At 62.6% G+C, this 17,699-nt stretch carries 14 protein-coding genes; 5 read left to right on the plus strand and 9 right to left on the minus strand.

Translation table 11 applies throughout. From position 1 onward, the window contains the following. Positions 1 to 2 precede the first annotated feature (2 nt). The 6 genes from ACNKH3_RS12975 to ACNKH3_RS13000 all read right to left on the minus strand — a co-directional run bounded on the left by ACNKH3_RS12975 (position 3) and on the right by ACNKH3_RS13000 (position 7,230). Complete coding sequence (locus ACNKH3_RS12975; RefSeq protein WP_417916742.1) at positions 3 to 1,283, minus strand: MFS transporter; 1,281 nt, start codon at positions 1,281 to 1,283, stop codon at positions 3 to 5. Positions 1,284 to 1,612: 329 nt separating this feature from the next. Continuing rightward, positions 1,613 to 3,628 (minus strand): TonB-dependent receptor, encoded by a 2,016-nt coding sequence (locus ACNKH3_RS12980; RefSeq protein ID WP_420209530.1) that lies wholly within the window; start codon positions 3,626 to 3,628, stop codon positions 1,613 to 1,615. Between the two features lie 38 nt (positions 3,629 to 3,666). Continuing rightward, complete coding sequence (locus tag ACNKH3_RS12985) at positions 3,667 to 4,374, minus strand: class I SAM-dependent methyltransferase (RefSeq protein ID WP_417916854.1); 708 nt, start codon at positions 4,372 to 4,374, stop codon at positions 3,667 to 3,669. After that, positions 4,371 to 5,396 carry an ABC transporter substrate-binding protein gene (locus ACNKH3_RS12990; protein ID WP_420209531.1) on the minus strand — a complete coding sequence of 342 codons (1,026 nt, stop codon included), beginning with the start codon at positions 5,394 to 5,396 and terminating at the stop codon, positions 4,371 to 4,373. The genes ACNKH3_RS12985 and ACNKH3_RS12990 overlap by 4 nt, the downstream gene beginning before the upstream one ends. Next, positions 5,393 to 6,172, minus strand: a complete 780-nt coding sequence (locus tag ACNKH3_RS12995) for an ABC transporter ATP-binding protein (RefSeq protein WP_417916856.1) — start codon at positions 6,170 to 6,172, stop codon at positions 5,393 to 5,395. The genes ACNKH3_RS12990 and ACNKH3_RS12995 overlap by 4 nt, the downstream gene beginning before the upstream one ends. Then, positions 6,169 to 7,230 carry a FecCD family ABC transporter permease gene (locus tag ACNKH3_RS13000; protein ID WP_417916857.1) on the minus strand — a complete coding sequence of 354 codons (1,062 nt, stop codon included), beginning with the start codon at positions 7,228 to 7,230 and terminating at the stop codon, positions 6,169 to 6,171. The genes ACNKH3_RS12995 and ACNKH3_RS13000 overlap by 4 nt, the downstream gene beginning before the upstream one ends. A 314-nt stretch (positions 7,231 to 7,544) precedes the next feature. Here ACNKH3_RS13000 and rlmKL point away from each other — a divergent pair, with 314 nt between their 5' ends. The 3 genes from rlmKL to ACNKH3_RS13015 all read left to right on the plus strand — a co-directional run bounded on the left by rlmKL (position 7,545) and on the right by ACNKH3_RS13015 (position 11,350). After that, positions 7,545 to 9,746, plus strand: a complete 2,202-nt coding sequence (gene rlmKL, locus ACNKH3_RS13005; RefSeq protein ID WP_420209532.1) for a bifunctional 23S rRNA (guanine(2069)-N(7))-methyltransferase RlmK/23S rRNA (guanine(2445)-N(2))-methyltransferase RlmL — start codon at positions 7,545 to 7,547, stop codon at positions 9,744 to 9,746. Beyond that, entirely contained in the window at positions 9,743 to 10,255 is a 513-nt protein-coding gene (gene yfcD / locus ACNKH3_RS13010; RefSeq protein ID WP_417915960.1) for an NUDIX hydrolase YfcD, read from the plus strand. Before rlmKL ends, yfcD begins: the two co-directional genes overlap by 4 nt. 189 nt (positions 10,256 to 10,444) lie before the next feature. Beyond that, the gene (locus ACNKH3_RS13015; protein WP_420209533.1) at positions 10,445 to 11,350 is read left to right on the plus strand and encodes a c-type heme family protein; all 906 of its coding nucleotides are present in this window, start codon (positions 10,445 to 10,447) and stop codon (positions 11,348 to 11,350) included. On the opposite strand, the gene recD is transcribed toward ACNKH3_RS13015, so the two are convergent. From recD to ACNKH3_RS13030, 3 genes are read right to left on the minus strand one after another with little or no spacing between them, the layout of a single operon-like run. Beyond that, the gene (gene recD / locus ACNKH3_RS13020) at positions 11,328 to 13,193 is read right to left on the minus strand and encodes an exodeoxyribonuclease V subunit alpha (protein WP_417916789.1); all 1,866 of its coding nucleotides are present in this window, start codon (positions 13,191 to 13,193) and stop codon (positions 11,328 to 11,330) included. The genes ACNKH3_RS13015 and recD overlap by 23 nt on opposite strands. Further along, positions 13,190 to 13,912 (minus strand): tRNA1(Val) (adenine(37)-N6)-methyltransferase, encoded by a 723-nt coding sequence (locus ACNKH3_RS13025; RefSeq protein ID WP_417916790.1) that lies wholly within the window; start codon positions 13,910 to 13,912, stop codon positions 13,190 to 13,192. Before ACNKH3_RS13025 ends, recD begins: the two co-directional genes overlap by 4 nt. Beyond that, complete coding sequence (locus tag ACNKH3_RS13030) at positions 13,903 to 14,382, minus strand: methyltransferase family protein (protein WP_417916791.1); 480 nt, start codon at positions 14,380 to 14,382, stop codon at positions 13,903 to 13,905. Before ACNKH3_RS13030 ends, ACNKH3_RS13025 begins: the two co-directional genes overlap by 10 nt. Positions 14,383 to 14,575: 193 nt before the next feature. On the opposite strand from ACNKH3_RS13030, the gene ACNKH3_RS13035 reads away from it, so the two are divergent. Together ACNKH3_RS13035 and dnaK are read left to right on the plus strand one after the other, a co-directional pair. Next, on the plus strand, positions 14,576 to 15,181 hold the full coding sequence (locus ACNKH3_RS13035; protein WP_420209534.1) for a nucleotide exchange factor GrpE: 606 nt from the start codon (positions 14,576 to 14,578) through the stop codon (positions 15,179 to 15,181). A gap of 150 nt (positions 15,182 to 15,331) precedes the next feature. Continuing rightward, complete coding sequence (gene dnaK, locus ACNKH3_RS13040; protein WP_420209535.1) at positions 15,332 to 17,236, plus strand: molecular chaperone DnaK; 1,905 nt, start codon at positions 15,332 to 15,334, stop codon at positions 17,234 to 17,236. Positions 17,237 to 17,699: the final 463 nt, after the last annotated feature.

The following is a 17,699-nucleotide window of genomic DNA, read 5'->3' on the forward strand; positions in this document are numbered from 1 at the left end:
TTTTATTTCCCTGAGCAAAGTTGAGTTGTTGCGCTGCTGCCGTTGCGGCGATGAAGAAAAAGGAGCCAGAACAGACCGGCGGCGGCCATGATGCCGCCCGCGAGGGCTGCTGCCGCTTTCAGTCCCCATGCTGCGGCTAATGCGCCGTGAACCGCCGCTGCCAGTCCGTACAAAGACAGATAGATGCCGCCGTCTAATCCTGAAATTCTGCCCCGCATAGCGGGGGCGGCCTCGCGCAGCAGCAAGGGCTGATAGGCGAGGCCGAAGAGGAAGGCCGCCGCCAGCTGCGCCGCGAACAGCACCAAAGACAGCGGCAGGCTGCTGACGTGGGGCAGAAGGACGAAGAGCAGCCCCTCAGCCACGCAGGCCCAGCCGATGATCAACGCGTCCTGCTGAAAGCCTCGCCCTAAAACAGGCCGGACAGCGGCGGCGGCCAGCGCACCGGCACCGGTCATGGCAAAGAACAGTCCCAGCACGACCGGGTCGTTGTCAAAACGCTGATAGCAGAGCAAGGAGACTATGACAAATACCCCGCCGCCGCCCAGCGACCAAATGGCATTGGTCAGCACCATGCGCAGCAGCACAGGCTGCGAGCGGAGATGGCTGATTCCAGCCAGCCAGTCCTGACGCAAACTGCTCCGTCCCGCTTTGACAGCGGCTGCGGCTTGGGCGGGCGCGGCTGTCCATGTGCAAAAGGTGGAAAACAAAAAGCTGAGAGCATCTAAGATGAAGACAACCTGACAGCCGACAACCGCGATCATCGCCCCGCCTAGGCCGTTGCCAAGAAAGACAGCCATGCCGAAGCCGATCTGCATCAGTGCCAGAGCGCGGTCAAATCGAGCCGTGCCTGCCACATCTTGCAGATAAACTATGCGGGCCGAGGCATGAGCCGCACTGAGCGCGCCCATCAGCACTGTCAGCGCATACAAAGCTGGCAGGCTGCCAGTGCTGCCTGCAAACACAAAGAGCAGGGCGGCGGCGGCCAGACTGAGGTCAAGGCTGATTAAAAATAGACGGCGGTCAAGGCGGTCAGCAATCACGCCGCCCAGCCCGGCAAAGATCAGGCGCGAGGAAAGCCGCAGTCCGATGGCCAAGCCGGTCTTCAAGCCCTCGCCGCCGGTGAGGGTCAAGATCAGGAAAACCACAGCCGCCTGATTGAAGCTGTCGCCCAAGGAACTGACTGTCCAGCCTGTCCAGAGCCTGCGGAAGGCAGAATTTTCCTGAATAAAAGCTAAATAGCCATTGCTGTCTGCGATGTCCCGCTTGATCATATCCTTCAGCATGAAAAAATGCCGCCGTCTATTCTCGCCGACGGCGGCACAAGAGAGACATTCAGCTTGAATGGCGGAATTATCTCAACTTAAATCACTGCGCTACGGAAGAACCGTGGTGCATAAAGCTGGAGACGGATTTCTCTGTCTCTGCTGCGACGCGAATTTTCAAGCGAATCACCTCCTTTTTTTCAGGATGGAGCGCATCTTTTCGGCGAGAAAAAATATGCTGCCCGTATTCATTCAACGCTGTAAAATATACATCACTGCGCTCGCCCGATCAATGAGGTGATCGACTCATTCTTCTGGGCAAATATCCCATTGTCTCCCGAAGCAATGGTTCAGAAGCGCAGCTTCAGCTCGGCATACAGTGTGACAGGGTCGCCGGGAGTGAGGTAGATGTCGCCATCGCCCCAGTTCTCGCCTGCGGCTATGTAGTCGCTGTCAAAGAGGTTGCGGGCGGACAATGAGCCTTCCCATTGTCCTTTGGTGTAGGTCAGCTTGGCATCCACGAGATTGTACGAATCCTGCTCGAAGGAATTCTCGTTGTCTATCCACTGCGTGCCAACCCAGCGGCTGGCTATTGAGGCCCCAAAGCCGCAGCTGTGGGCGTAGCGCAGCTCCAGCGCGGTCTTGTGCTTGGGCTGCCAAGGCAGGTCGTAGTCCGAGTAGTCCATCTCATAGTCAACAAAATCAATGTAGCTGCTGTCGTTGTAGGTGTAGGAGCCGGCCAGCGTGAAGCCGTGGCCGAGGTCAAGGTCGCCTTCCAGCTCCACGCCCTGCATCCGCGACTCGCCCGCATTCTCGTAGCGAAAGGTGCCCTGCGCCGCCGCATCCGGGACCATAACCAGCTGGTTTTCCAGGTCAGTGCGGTAGAGCGAGAGCTGAACATACGCCCTGCCGCCGAGCAGGCTGGCCTTCACGCCGGTCTCATAGCTGAAGGCATCTTCCGGCTTGATGTCCGGGTTGCTGGCGATCTGCGAGCCGACCGGGGCCTTGAAGCCGCTGCTGACGCTGGCAAAGAGGCTGAGGGCCGGATTGACCGCCCAGGCCGCGCCGATCTTGGGGCTGAACTCGCTGAAGTCGGAGTCGCGGGAGCCAGCCGGGTCAAGCAGGTTGTCCAGCTCAATGGACACGTGGTCGTAGCGCAGTCCGGCAGTGGCCGTGACCGCATCCGTGACTTTCAGCTCGTCCTGCACGTAGAGCGAGTTGAAGAGCCGGTTGGACTCCGCGTCGCGGGAGATCAGGCCGCGCTTGGCTTCTGCTGGAAAGTATTGCGAGAAGCGGCGGGTCTCGTCGTAGTCTTCGCTTTCGAGCTGATAGCCGAGCATGGTCTGATTTTTTCTGCCGAAGAGCTGGTTGTCGCTGACCAAGCGCAGCTCGTTGCCTGAGCGGCGGGATTCCAAGTCCTTGTCCACCACGTCCACGATGTCCCGCCACTCTTCGGTGATGTTCTGGCCGTAAGTCCGGTTGACCAACTTCAGCTCCTTGCGCAGCTCATGCTCCAGACTGAGGCCCAAGTTCTGCTCGTCGTGATCCTCCTTGCCATGCCTGAAAAAAACCTGCTCCCGCTCGCCAGCTTGGTAGTTGGCCAAGGGCAGGTAATCGGGATACTCCAGCTCCCACGTCGAAGCATCCACGCTCAGGCCCGCCTTGGTGCGCTCTGCGAGCTGTCCGTCCAAGCGGGCGAAGCCGTTCACCCGGTCAAAGCCGTTGTTCTCGTCGCGCCAGCCCTCGCCCGCCCGGCGGGTCAGGCCAAGAGAGTAGCCTGCGCCGCCAGCCAGCGGCCCGGAGAGCAGGGCGGTCTGCTTGTTCTCGCCATAACTGCCGTAGCCTGCGCTGACCTCGCCCTGCCGACTCGCGCCGCCTTGCTTGGTGATGATGTTGATCACCCCGCCCAGCGCGCTCTTGCCGTAGAGGGCCGAAGCCGGGCCTTTGATGATCTCCACCCGCTCGACGTTCTCCATCGGGATCGCCGACCAATCCACAGTGTCCAAAGCAGTGTTGCGCGGCACGCCGTCCACCAGCACCTGCACATACTGCGAGTTGAGCGCGGGCATTCCCCGCATCGTCACCATCGAGAACTCGCCGCCGCCCTCCCACTCGTTCATCTGCACGCCTGCTGTCTGATGCAGCGCGTCCGTCAGCACCCGCGCCCCTGAGCCGCGCAGCGTCTCGCCGTCCAGGACGGTGACGCTGGCGGTCACGTCCTTCAGCTCGGTCTCGCTCTTGGTCGCGGTGACAACCACCTCGTCCAGCTTGTGCATCCCGCCTTCCTTCTGCGCCGTGTCCTGCGCCTGCGCTGCGGCGGCCAGCAGCAGAGCTGCCGCAGCAGCGATTGAAATCTTTCTCTTCATTCTTCTCTCCGTTTTTTGTCAAATTGCGAAAGATGCCGTCACAGCGTCTTCCGCGCTAAAATCAGCAGATACTCCACGCTGCCGCGCCCGCCCTGCCGATAATACACTGCGGCTTCCTCCCGTACCTTGGCCGCAACTTCTGGATCGCAGAGAAAACCAAGCCTGCGGCGGGTGGCCCGCCTGATGTCCAAGAAATACCGATGCCATGCACTGTCCGGCAGCAGGCAGGTGAAGATGATCTCCATGCCGATCCGAGGCAGCAATTGCCGATATAGCCGCTCGCTGCCTCTTCTGAGATGGCGGTAATAGGCGGCAACAGGCTCCGGCGCGTAAGAATGCACGGCTAAATCAGTCAGATAAAGATGGCCGCCCGGTTTGAGCGCATGACTGAGGAGCTGGAGCAGAACCTCCCGGTCTGCCACTGCTGTCAGCACCCCGCCGTCAGCCGCCGCGAAATCACAGCAGCACTCCTGAAACGGCTGCTTCAGAATGTCGGCGCAGTGAAAGCGGATTTTTTCTGTCAATCCTTGGGCAGCCGCCAGCTTTTCCGCCCGGCTGATGAAATCAGGAAAAAGATCAAAGGCTTCAACGCGGCAGCCGAAATGCTTGGCCAGCTCCGCCGCTGTCAGGCCCATGCCGCAGCCAGCCTCAACAACCAGCGAATCCCGGCTCAGTCCAGCCAGCCGCGCAGCAGCGAGCGTGAACTCCGTCCCGCCCGGCGCGAGTCGCCATGCTGCTGTCTTCAAGGTGCTGCCTCTGTCGGCGCGGTCTGTGCTTCTGGGTGGAATGCCGCTGCCAGCTTCTCCACTGACTCGCCGAAGCGGATGCCGGGCATCAGGTCAGGGAAGGGCATGGTGACAAGGCGGCCTGTCCGCACCGCACGGAGCTGGTGCAGGGCCGGATTGCTCTGAAGGAGATCCAGCTTGTGCGCCGCTGTTGACCAGAGCGAGTCCACAATGACGATCAGCTCAGGGTCGCGCTCCAGCACAGCCTCCCAAGAGACGTTGGCCATCCGCGCCTCAATGTCGCTGAAGATGTTCTCTGCCCCGGCCAGCGTGAGCAGGAGCTGCTGCGGCCCCAGCCTGCCTGCGGTGTACGGGCTGCGGTCGTCCATGTCAAAGAGGAAGGCCCGCACCGGCGGCTGGCCTCGCTCCTTCAGCTTGGCAGCCGTGCGCGCCACCCGCTGGCGAATATCGGCGACCAAGGCATCAGCCCTGCCCTGCGCCTTGAATATCCCTCCGATGTCGAGTATCTCGCCCAGCAGCTCCTCCAAAGTCAGCGGCTCTTTGCGGCCCGGACAGAAGACTGGCGAGACATACGTTGGGATGCCCAGCTCATGCAGCATAGGACGGCTGCCGAGGCTCGCGTCGCTGAACATGCCGCTGAAGGTGGCATAGACGAAGTCTGGCTCCTCAGCAAGCAGGCTCTCCCGGCCAGGTGCCTTGGCAGCCAGCACTGGCACCTGCTGGTAAGCGGGCAGGAGGTCAGGGCGCACTGCCGCGTCAAGATAGGCGGTGCCGACCATCCGCCGCTCCAAGCCAAGGGCGAGCAACAGCTCGGTGGCGGCCTGATTGACAGACACGGCCCGGCACGGCGGATGCGCAAGATAGACAAACTGACCACAGTTGGAGACAAGCATGGTTTCTGAGCTGTGAACGACAGGCTGTAGTGGCAATTCATGAATTGCCGCTACAGCCTGTTCTGGTTCTGCCGTCGCGTTCCCTCCGGCCAGCAGAAGCAGCAGCGCGGCTGCCGCAATGTGTTTCATGGTTGACTGGCCATGCTGGACGGGCCGAGGAAGCGGAGCTGCGCTGTGCCGCCCTCGGTGCGCACATCGGCCTCCACACCAAAGACATGCCGCAGCAAGACAGGTGTGAAGACCTGCGCTGGCGGGCCACTGGCCGCGACCTTGCCTTGCGCAAGGACAAAGACCTGGTCGCAGAAGGAGGCGGCGAGGTTGAGGTCGTGCAGCACGGCCAAGGTGGTCAGCCTAAGCCGCTTGATCTCGCCAAGCAAAGAAAGAGAATGACGGATGTCGAGATGGTTGGTCGGCTCGTCCAAGATCAAGGCCGGGCTGTTCTGGCAGAGGGCGCGCGCAATCAGCACCCGCTGCTTCTCCCCGCCGGAGAGGGTCTGGAAGGGCGCGTCCTCCAGACCGCAGAGGTCAGCTGCCTGCATGGCGCGGCGGGCGCAGTTCATGTCCTCCTCGTTCATCGGCGAGAACGCGCCGTGGTGGGGATAGCGGCCCATCAGCACCATCTCTATAACGGTGAAATGGCATTCTGACAGGGACTCTTGCAGGACGGAGGCGAGCTTTGTCGCCAGCTCGCGGCGGGACAAGACGCGGATGTCCTGCCCGTCCAAGGCGATGCTGCCTGCGTCAGGCAGCAGGGCGCGGTACAGACAGCGGAGCAGACTGGACTTGCCGCTGCCGTTCGGCCCGACTATGCCGGTGAACTGGCCGGAGGCGGCAGTCAGGGAGAGGCTGTCAAGGATGCGCCTGCCGCCGACGCTCCAAGTGATGCCGGAGAAGCTGATCTTCACAGGCTGTCTCCGCTCAGGCCGCGCTCTTTGCGCCGCAGCAGCCAGAGAAAGAAGGGCGTGCCGACAAAAGCGGTGACGATGGTCAGCGGCAGCTCGGCAGGCTGGATCAGCAGCCGGGCGGCCAAGTCCACCCAGACCAAGAAAATGGCCCCGGTCAGCACTGCCAAGGGCAAGAGACGGCGATGGTCGCCGCCTGTGACAAGGCGCACGGCATGAGGCACCATCAGAGCGACAAAGCCCACCCCGCCACTGACCGAGACCAGCACTCCGGTGAGCAGGGCGGCCAGCGTCATCAGCTTGAGGCGGAGCAGATGCGGATTCACACCCAAGGAGCAGGCCGTCTCGTCGCCAAGGGCGATGAGGTTGAGCTGCCGGGCCGAGGCTATGGCATAGAGCGAGCCACCTGCGGCCAGTAGGGCGGGCAGGCCAAGCTGATCCCACCTTGCTCCGGCCACGCTGCCCATCAGCCAGTAGAGTATGGCCTGCGAGGGGATGTGTTCCGATGAGCTGAGGATGAGGTAGCTGGAGAGCGAGGTGAAGAGATACGAGACCGCCACGCCAGCCAAGATCACCCGCGAGGGCGTGAGTCTGCCGTTGCGCCAAGCCATCAGGCCCACAGCGGCGAAGGCGAGCAGTCCGCCGCCGAAGGCCGCTGCTGAGAGTCCGCTCTGCCCCAGTGTGTCACCCCAGCCAAGCAGCAGGGCCAGCACCGCGCCTGCTGCTGCGCCGGGCGACACACCGATGATGTATGGATCAGCCATCGGGTTGCGCACTGCGGCTTGGAGGATGACACCGACCGCCGCCAGTCCGGCTCCAACCACAGCGGCAAGGAAGACCCTCGGAAAGCGGAGATAGAGGACGATGTGCTCCTGCGCCGGGCTGAACGCGCCCAGCTCAAGGCCGGTCACGCGCTTGAGCGCGACTTCCCAGACCGTGCGGGCGGGCAGCTTGGACGGCCCGAAGGACAGGGCGACGACCAGCGAGGCCAGCAGCGCGGCGGCGAGCAGGAGAAGGATGACTGGAAAGACGGCGGACCGACGGGAAAAAGACACTATCATAAGCAGTCGTTGCTGAGGAAAAACAGCGGCAGCACCCAGTATCCGAACAGAAGCGAGGCCGCCAGATTTTGATATTTAAAACATATTCCACCTGCCCGCGCAATGAGGCAGAAAGCTCATTTTGCCGGGTGAAGTGCCCAAAAAGGTCGGGCAGCATCTTTCGCAAAGTATGCGGCATGACAGACCCTGCGAATTGCCGCCGACGGGCAAATAATCCCCGCCTGCTTTTTTGCTTGGAAAAAAGCAGCGGCTTCGTATATCTTTCGCCTCGGCTTTCATCACAAATTCCGTTCAACCCCAGCCGCAGGCCCTTCATGACCGCTGTCCGCTCCCGCCCAAAGACCAAGGAACCCTTTTATTTCACCGCCACCTGCGCCGCCGGACTGGAGGAGCTGGTCAAGGAGGAAGTCATCTCCTTTGGCGGGGACAAGGCCGAGACCTCGCCCGGCGCAGTGCGCTGGCAGGCCGGGACGCTGGAGTCCGCCTACCGGGCCTGCCTCTGGTCGCGCTTCGCCTCGCGCATCCTGCTGCAAATCGCCGCCTTTCAGGCCGCCAGCCCGGAGGCCCTCTACACCGGAGCGATGTCCGTTGACTGGGGCAGGCATTTCAGCACCAAGAACACCTTTGCGGTGAGCTGCACCTTGGCGGCTGATGCCAAGCTCAATCACAGCCAGTACGCCGCCCTGAAGGTCAAGGACGCGGTGGCCGACACCTTCCGCCGCCAGACCGGCAAGCGGCCTGACGTGGACACCCAGGAGCCGGAGATCCGCATCAACCTGCACGTGGAAGGCACAGCAGCTGCGCTGGCTCTGGACTTGTCCGGCGAAAGCCTGCACCGGCGCGGCTACCGCGAGGACGGCGGCGAGGCTCCGCTCAAGGAGAGCTTGGCCGCAGCCATCGCCTGGCTGGCCGGAGTGCGGCCCGGCATGGATCCTGAGAGCTGCATCCTTGACCCGATGTGCGGCTCCGGCACACTGCTGATTGAAGCGGCTCTGATACTCGGCGACTCCGCGCCCGGCCTGCTGCGCGAGCGTTTCGGCTTCACGGCGTGGATCGGCCACCAGCCAAAGCTCTGGGAAAAGCTCACCGCCGAAGCAATTGAGCGCGAGGACGCGCTGGCGGACAGCGACTGGCCGCACCTCATCGGCTATGATGCCGACCCCAGAGCCGTGGCCGCCGCCCGCAAGAACATTGCCCAGGCCGGACTGACTGACCGAATCACCGTCAAGCAGCGGCAGCTTGCCCAGCTCCAGCCGCCGACCGCGCAGGGCCTGCTGCTGGTCAACCCGCCCTACGGCGAGCGGCTGTCTGAGCGCGAAGCCGTGAAATACCTCTACCGCTGCCTTGGCCGCATATTCCGCGAGCACTTCGCGGGCTGGCGTATAGGATTCTTCACCGCCAACACCGATCTGGCCGACATGCTCGGTCTTGCTTGGGAGGAACGGCACCGGCTGCACAACGGCCCGCTCAAGTGCCGCCTGCTCACTGCTGCTGCGCCGGAGGAGGACAGGCAGCCGGAGCCGCACGTCTGGGAGCTGAACGAGACTGACCCGGAACTGCCCGCGCAGGACTTCAGCAACCGCCTGCGCAAGAACTGCCAGAGCCTCCTGCCTTGGGCCAAGGAGCGGGGCATCAGCTGCTTCCGCGTTTATGACGCGGACATCCCGGAGTTCAACATCGCCATTGACCTCTACGAACGCTGGGCGCATGTGCAGGAGTACGCCGCGCCCGCCAGCGTTCCGGCGGAAAAGGCTGAGGAACGCTGGCAGCAGGCCCTCCAGGTCATCCGCCACGTCCTCAACCTGCCGCATTCGCAGATATTCATCAAGAGCCGGGCGCGGCAGCGCGGCGCGGAGCAGTATCAAAAGACAGGCGAGATCGGCAAGCTCCATGAGGTGCGCGAGGGCGGCTGCCGCTTCCTCGTCAATTTCACCGACTACTTGGACACCGGCCTCTTTCTTGATCACCGCAAGACGCGGGCCATGCTCGCTGAACTGGCGCAAGGCCGGAGCTTCCTCAATCTCTTCGCCTACACCGGCTCGGCCACGGTGTACGCGGCAGCAGGCGGCGCGTCCTCGACCACGACAGTTGACCTGTCAGAGAAATACCTTGCCCGCGCCGAAGCCAATCTCTCGCTCAACGGCTATGGCGGCGTGCTGCATCAGTTTGCCGAGGCCGACTGCATGAGCTGGCTGCACACCTGCAAGGAACGCTACGGCCTGATCTTTGTTGACCCGCCCACCTTCGCCAACTCCAAGCACAAGGGGCTGGTCTTTGACGTGCAGAAGGATCACCCGGAGCTGCTGCGCTTGGCCATGCGGCGGCTCAGTCCGGCGGGCGGCACGCTGATCTTCTCCACCAATTTCAGGAAGTTCAAGCTCGACGAGCAGCTGGAGGCTGAGTTCGACGTGCGCGAGCTGACCGAGCGGACTGTGCCGCGCGACTTCAGCGGCGGCAGGCCGCACCGCTGCTGGCAGTTCCGGCATCGCACCGAGGAGACGGAGGCGGCGGCATGAGCAGCCCAAGCGAGGAACTCGTCCAGATCGTTGACCGGGACGACCGGGAAATCGGCGCGGTCAGCCGCAGACTGATGCGCGAGCAGCGGCTGATCCACCGGGCCGCCTACATTCTGGTCTTCAATCCGGAGGGCGAGCTGTTCATCCAGAAGCGCACCATGAGCAAGGATGTGTATCCCGGTTATTGGGACGTGGCCGCTGGCGGCGTGGTGCTGGCGGGCGAAAGCTACGAGGCAGCGGCGGCGCGCGAGCTGGCTGAGGAGCTGGGCATCAGCGGCGTGCCGCTGGAGCCGCTCTTTACCCAGTATTACGAGGACGGGAACAACCGGGTCTGGGGCCGCATCTTCCGCTGCGTTGCCGCAGGGCCGTTTGTCCTCCAGGCGGAGGAGGTCGAGTCCGGCCAGTTCCTTGCCCCGGCGGCGGCGCTGGCACTGAGCGGCGCGGAGCCGTTCACCCCGGACGGTCTGATTGTGCTGCGCAAGGTGCTGGCGATGGCCGCAGCCTGCTGACTCCCTCCGAGTCAGCATGGTGATACCGACCGAGTCACCATGCTGGTACCGACGGAGTCACCATGCTGGTACCCGCCGAGTCAGCATGCTGACTCGGTCGGAAGCACCGTGGTCAGGGTTGCAACAGCAGGACACAGTGCGCCTGCTGTCTATCAAGCTACTGCAAAACTGCAAGGAGAGGTGGCTGCTATGGGCAGACGGTTCAGCATTCCTATGAAGTTCTTCGGCGTGTTCTTCTTGACCATGCTGCTGGTGGCAGGCTCGTTCGTGGCCACGCTCAACTCCCTGCGGCGGCAGGTCTCCCGCAACGAGGCCCGCGCCGTGGCCGGCCAGGTGACGGCGTTCCGCTCGTGGATCGCCCAGAGCGGCATGATCTGGGTGCAGAAGCTGGCGCCGGGCTTCCATGACTTTCTCGACGAGCAGGCCGACGCGAAGGGCGGCACTTTCTACGGCAAGAACCCGGCCTTGGCCACCCGCGAGCTGGCGCAGATCGCCCAGCGCGAGGATGCCCGCGCCTTCTTCCGCGTCACCAGCGACAACTGGCGCAAGGAGGAGAACGCCCCGGACGCGTTCGAGGCCGCTGCCATCGCCCGCTTCAAGGAGGACAAAAGCCTTGAGTTCGTCGAGTCCTACGAGGGCGGCATGTACCGCTACGCCCAGCCGCTCTTCCTGGAGCAGGGCTGCCTGCCATGCCACGGCGATCCCAAGGACGCGCCGCCTGCGGTGCTGGAGAAGTACGGCAGCGACAAGGCCTTCGGCTACAAGGTCGGACAGGTGCGCGGCGTGGTCAGCGTCACAGTGCCTTCTCTTGGTCTCAAAGACGTGCTCCTGTCCATCGCCAAGCCCTCTTCCTTGGTGCTGCTCGCGCTGGCCTTGGTGCTGAACATCCTGTTCATCCGCACCGTGGTCATGCGTCTGATCGAGCTGACCCGCAATGCCGAGGCCATCGCCGCAGGCAAGCTGGAGACACCGCTGGTCTACACCAATCCGTCGGAATCCAACGACGAGCTGGATCACCTCTACCATGCGGTCAACCTGCTCAAGCGCAGCCTGGTGATTCTTTTCAAACGGCTCAACAGTCAAGGCGGCAAGTAGCAGTGCCCAGCTTCTCCGCCAGCCCGGAGTGCCGCTTGGTCCGCGAGCGCACAGCGGCGGCCAGCGTCTCGCGGTCGGCGCAGAGGACAAGTTTGCTGCGGGCACGGGTGATGCCGGTGTAGAGCAGCTCCCGGCTGAGAACGCGGCTCTCCTCTTCCGGCAGGAGAAGCAGCACCTGCTCGAACTCCGAACCTTGCGCCTTGTGGACAGTGACGGCGTAGGCGGTCTCATGCTCCGGCAGCAGCGAAGGCGCGACCGGATGCAGCCTGCCGTCGGCCCGGCGGAACCAGGCTTTCAGCCGCCCGTCCCGGTCGCGCCAGAGCAGACCGGTGTCGCCGTTGAACAGCTGGAGGTCGTACTGATTGCGGAGGATGATCAGCGGCTTGCCCTGATGCCATTCCGTCTCCCGGCTGCTGATCAGCCCGGCCTGACGCAGCACGGCGGCGGCAAGGCTGTTGATGCCCTCGGTGCCGTTCGGCCCTTTGTGAACAGCGCAGAGGAGACGGAACTGTTCCATCGCCGCAAAAGCCGCCTCCAGCGAGGCGGCTTCGCTGATGTCCCGGAAGCCGCGCAGCAGCTGCGTCCGCAGCCAAGCCTCGCGCTCGCGGCCTGCGCATTCAGCGAATTCCAAGTCCGGCAGCCCTGCGGCCAGCACTGTCTCTGCCGCCTCTACCGAGCCGCTGTTCACCGCCGCCGCCAAGCTGCCGATGCCGCTTTCCCCTTGAAAACGGTGGCCAGTGCGGAGCAGGACGCAGGAGTCCGCCAGCGGGCCGCTCCGGTCGGCAGTGTGCGGAAAATCTTGACCGGTGAGCTGACTGATCTGGGCGCGGAGCGGCTCTGACCACGCCGGTTCGCCGCTGCCGCAGAGGTCGGCGAAGAGGCTGCCCGCCTCAACGGAAGCGAGCTGGCTGCGGTCGCCGAGCAGGATCAGCCGGGCATCAGGCGGCAGGGCATCGAGCAGGGCGGCCATCAGCATCAGGTCAATCATTGAGGCTTCATCCACCAGCAGCAGGTCAACGGCCAGCGGATTGTCGCGGTTATGGCGGAACGCCTCGCTGCCGGGCCGCGCGCCCAGCAGGCGGTGCAGAGTCTGGGCCTGTTCCGGCAGAGCGCGGCCCAAGCCTTCGGGCAGGCTCTGGCGGGCGGCGCGGATGGATTCATCCAAGCGGGCCGCCGCCTTGCCGGTGGGCGCGGCCAAGGCTGCACGCAGCGGCCTGCCGCCATTGTGCAGGCTCTGAAGCAGGGCGATGATGCGGGCGGCGGTGTAAGTCTTGCCAGTGCCCGGCCCGCCGGAAATCACCAGCAGCGGTTTGAGCAGGGCCATGGCCGCCGCCGCCTGCTGCCAGTCCGGGCCGCTGGCCTGGCTGGGGAAAAGCTGCTGCAAAAGAGGCTGTGCTGCCTGCGCGTCAGCCGGACTGGTTGCCGATGCCCGACGGAGCAGCTCGCGGGCAATCCGCTCCTCAGCCTGATGAAAGCGGCGCAGGTAGAGGCGGTTGCTCTGGTCAAGAATCAGCGGTGCCATCTCGCCGGGCTGGCCGACTGCGCCGCTGGCCAAGAGACTGCGCCGCCAGTGCTCCGCATCCGGGAGCAGGCCGGGCGGCAGAGGGAACGGCAGGGCCTCGCGCTCCGCCAGCGGCCAGCAGACATGGCCGCCGCCCGCCGCCGCGCTGGTCAGCGTCGCGGCAAGGAGCAGCTCAGGGAGTTTTCCGCCTTTGCCCGCCTGCTTCTCCAAGAAAAGGCCAAGATGCAGGTCGAGCAGGCGGAGTTCCCCTTGCTGACAGGCCCGCTCGAGCAGGGCGCGGACGCTGACTTTGCCCGCAGCGAGACGGCTCGTGTCGGTCATTGGTACATTGCCGCCACCTCTGGTGAATACGGCCCCTTCCTGCGCTGGTATATATATAAGGGCGGCAGCAGGCGCAGACCCTCGCCGCCGTTCTTCACCGCCTCGATCAGCACCAGCCGCGCCCGACCGTCTTCAGGATAACTGTGCACCGGCTGAAGGCGTTTGGGGATCAGCTTGTTGCCCGTCATCACGGCAAGAACCGTGGCCAGCCGTTCTGCTGGGTAGATGCAGCAGAACGCGCCCCGGTTCCGCACCGCGAAGGCCGCCGCCGCCAGCACGGAGTCAGGATCGGCGGTCAGCTCATGCCGGGCCAAGGCGCATTCGTCCGTCTGACTGATTCTGCCGCCGCCGACGCGGTGATAGGGTGGATTGCTGACAACTAAATCAAAAGATTCCGGCTGGACATGCCCGCTGATCCGGCGCAGATCGCCCTGCCGCACCTCAAAGCGGCTGCCGAGCTGGTTGGCCTCGGCGTTGCTCCGGGCCAGCGCGGCCAAGGCGGGCTGCAATTCCAGCCCGGTCAGGCGCAGCTCAGGATGACGATGGCAGAGAATCAGGCTGATCACTCCGCAGCCGCAGCCAAGATCAAGCACCCTGCCCTGCCCTGCTGGCTGGCAGAAATGAGCCAGCAGCACTGCGTCAACGGAGAAGCGGTAGCCCTCGCGATGCTGGCGGCAGATAATCCGGCCATCAAAGAGACTGTCCTCGCTCAGAAGCATTGCTGGAACTTGGGGAAGAAACGTCCTGTCCTCCGCATGTAGTCACGGTACCGCTCTGCAAATTTTTCAAGCATCATCGCCTCCTCATGCCGGACCAGCAGGTGCCAGAGTGGATGCAGCGCGGCGGCGGCGGCGAGCATGATCCATGAATTGAAAAACAATGCCGCAGCAGGAAAGAGAAAGGTGAGATAGGCGGCGTAGATCGGATGGCGGAACCAGCGGAACGGCCCGTCAGTGCACAGCTCCCCGTTTATCCACCAGCTCCGCAAGGTGCGCGCGCCCCAGGCGAGCAGGCAGAGTCCTGCGCCCGTGAGTGAGCCTGCGGCGATTTGCAGCGGCAGGGGGTGTTCCAATATAGCCGTGCCGCCAAGCCGCCGGTCTGCAAAAAAGGCCGCTGTCAGCAGGCTGAAGCTGATCATCATGCCGATTGGCCCTATGCCGAAGAATTTTTTCAGTCTGCTGACAAACATGGAGGTCTCCCTGCATTTTTCTTCTGCGGAAAACAAGATGCGGCAAACATACCAGCCGCCGCCCGCCTTGACAAGCATTCGCACGGGCTGACACGCTGTTCCCGCCTTGACATCCCCCTGCCCTGTGCTTACCGTTGCCGCAAAGAATCGCAGGATCATGACATGACAACCGCTCAGAACAGGGAGAAAATACGTGGCTGATGAGACCAAAAACGAGATGACGGAAGAGGCGCCGCTCCAGCCTGAGGCCGGGCAGTCGGCAGAGACCGGCGGCGAGGCTGCCGCAGAGGCGGCGGCGGAGACTGCGCCTTCCGCTGAGGAGCTGCTGACCAAGGAGCTGGAAGAAGCCCGCGCCAAGCTGGATCAGGTGACGCGCTTTGCCGCTGAGGCCGAGAACTCCAAGAAACGGATGGAGCGCGACAAGGAGAAGCTGCTCAAGTACGCGGGCGAGAACATCCTGCGCGACCTGCTGAACACGGCGGACAACCTTGAGCGGGCTATTGAGCAGGGCAAGGTTGAGGGCGGCGATGCCGAGCAGAAGCTGGCCGCTTTGCTGGCAGGCGTGGAGCTGACCAAGAAGGGCTTGGACACCATGCTTGAACGCTGCGGCGTGACCCCGGTTTCTTCGGTCGGTCAGCCCTTCAATCCAGATCAGATGGACGCGCTGACGATGGAGGCGAACGAGGAGATTCCGGCCAACCACGTAGCCAAGGAGTTCGCCAAGGGCTACACCTTCAAGGACAAGGTGCTGCGCCACGCGCAGGTGGTGGTGTCCAGCGGCCCGGCGAAAGCGGAATAGCCTGCCCGGAATTCTTGCTGCCGCTGAACAAGTCCCCTTGACAGCGGTATTTTCATGCGCATTGTAGAGAGCGGCAGGCAGCTTTGAAGTCGCCCCCCTCGCGGGGGCGTGGATTGAAACAGACGACAACATATTTTCAGGAGATATATCATGGCTAAAATCATCGGCATAGACCTCGGCACCACCAACTCGTGCGTGGCGATCATGGAAGGCGGCGACCCCAAAGTTATTGAGAACAGCGAAGGCAACCGCACCACGCCTTCTATTGTTGCCTTCACTGACAGCGGCGAGCGGCTGGTCGGGCAGATCGCCAAGCGGCAGGCGGTCACCAACCCCACCCGCACTCTCTTTGCCATCAAGCGGCTGATCGGGCGCAAGTTCTCTGACCCTGAAGTGAAGAAGTCCATTCAGCTCAGCCCCTTCGCCATTGTGGAAGGGCCGAACGGCGACGCGATGGTCAAGGTGGAGGGCAAGGACTACTCTGCGGCTGAAATCTCCGCCATGATCCTTGGCAAGATGAAGAAGACTGCCGAGGAGTATCTGGGCGAGACCGTGACCGAGGCGGTTGTCACCGTGCCTGCGTACTTCAACGATGCCCAGCGCCAGGCCACCAAGGACGCAGGCAAGATCGCCGGCCTCAACGTGCAGCGGATCATCAACGAGCCGACTGCCGCCGCACTCGCTTACGGCTTGGACAAGAAGGGCGAGGAAACTGTGGCCGTCTTCGATCTCGGCGGCGGCACCTTTGACGTGTCCATCTTGGAGATCGGCGACGGCGTGTTCGAGGTGAAGTCCACCAACGGCGACACCTTCCTCGGCGGCGAGGACTTCGACATGCGCATTGTCAACTGGCTGGCTGACGAGTTCAAGCGCGACAACGGCATTGACCTGCGCACGGACAAGATGGCCCTCCAGCGGCTGAAGGAAGAGGCGGAGAAGGCAAAGAAAGAGCTGTCCTCATCCAAAGAGACGGACATCAACCTGCCTTTCATCACCGCTGACGCGACAGGCCCCAAGCATCTGAACATCAAGCTCTCCCGCGCCAAGCTGGAAGCCTTGGTCGCCGATTTGATCGACCGCTGCGAAGGCCCGTGTCTGACCGCGCTGAAAGATGCCGGACTTGATCCGTCGAAGATTGATGAAGTGATTCTGGTCGGCGGCATGACCAGAATGCCGAAAGTGCAGGAGAAGGTGAAGGCGATCTTCGGCAAAGAGCCGCACAAAGGCGTGAACCCGGACGAGGTGGTTGCGGTCGGCGCGGCGATTCAGGGCGGCGTGCTCAAGGGCGACGTGAAGGACGTGCTGCTGCTGGATGTCACCCCGCTGTCCTTGGGCATCGAGACCCTTGGCGGCGTGATGACCAAGCTGATCGAGAAGAACACCACGGTCCCGACCAAGAAGAGCCAGATTTTCTCCACCGCCGCTGACAGCCAGCCTGCGGTGTCCATCCATGTGCTCCAAGGCGAGCGGGAGATGGCGGCCTACAACAAGACTATAGGCCGCTTTGATCTGGCCGATATTCCGCCTGCGCCGCGCGGCGTGCCGCAGATTGAAGTCACCTTTGACCTTGACGCGAACGGCATCCTGCATGTCTCAGCCAAAGACTTGGGCACGAACAAGGAGCAGTCCATCCGCATCACTGCGTCTTCCGGCCTGAGCGAGGCTGAGATTGAGAAGATGAAGAAGGACGCGGAGCTGCACGCCGAGGAGGACAAGAAGCGCAAAGAGCTGGTTGAGGCCCGCAATCATGCGGATTCGATGATCCACATGGCCGAGAAGAGCCTGAAAGAGCTGGGCGACAAGGTCGACGCGGCGACCAAGGGCAATGTGGAGAACGAGATCAGCAAGGTGAAGAAGGCGATGGAGGGCGAGGACTTGGAGGCGATCAAGGCCGCCACTGAGTCGCTGACTCAGGCTTCCCACAAGCTGGCCGAGCTGATGTATGCGCAGGCTTCGCAGGGCGGCGCGCCCGGTGCTGACGCAGGCGCAGCTGGCGGCAAGAAGGGCAAGGATGATGACGATGTGGTGGATGCGGATTTCGAGGAAGTGAAGTAATTCCCAAGCGCATTCCGTGACACTGCGCAGGCTGGAGCGAGAGGTTTTCTCACTTCAACCTGCGTATTTTTTTATCCACTGCGGATTCAACTCGCAAGTGCAACTTTTTTTGGTTATCCAAAAAGCATAAATTGCATGGAGTTTCAGCTTGCCATGTATTTTTTATATTGTTTTCTCATGGTTAGCAACAGGGTAAAGCTATTGTGCTCCTGTAACTGCCTTTTCTTGCAACCAAAAAAAGTTGCACTTGGAACTTGAATTCACCCACGCTGCTTGATGAGTTTACGCAACGTTGAAGGAGGACTGCATGAGCCTTAGTGAAAACCCAAGTTGTGACCTATAACATCGTTTTTTCGATGCCATAGGCCAATATGAACAAGAACACCTTCAATTCAAATCCATGCGACGTGACAGCATGAATATGCGCTGGAAATTTTTGGGCGATGACGCTGAATGCCGATTC

Source organism: Candidatus Electronema sp. JC (assembly GCF_048287365.2).
GTDB lineage: Bacteria > Desulfobacterota > Desulfobulbia > Desulfobulbales > Desulfobulbaceae > Electronema.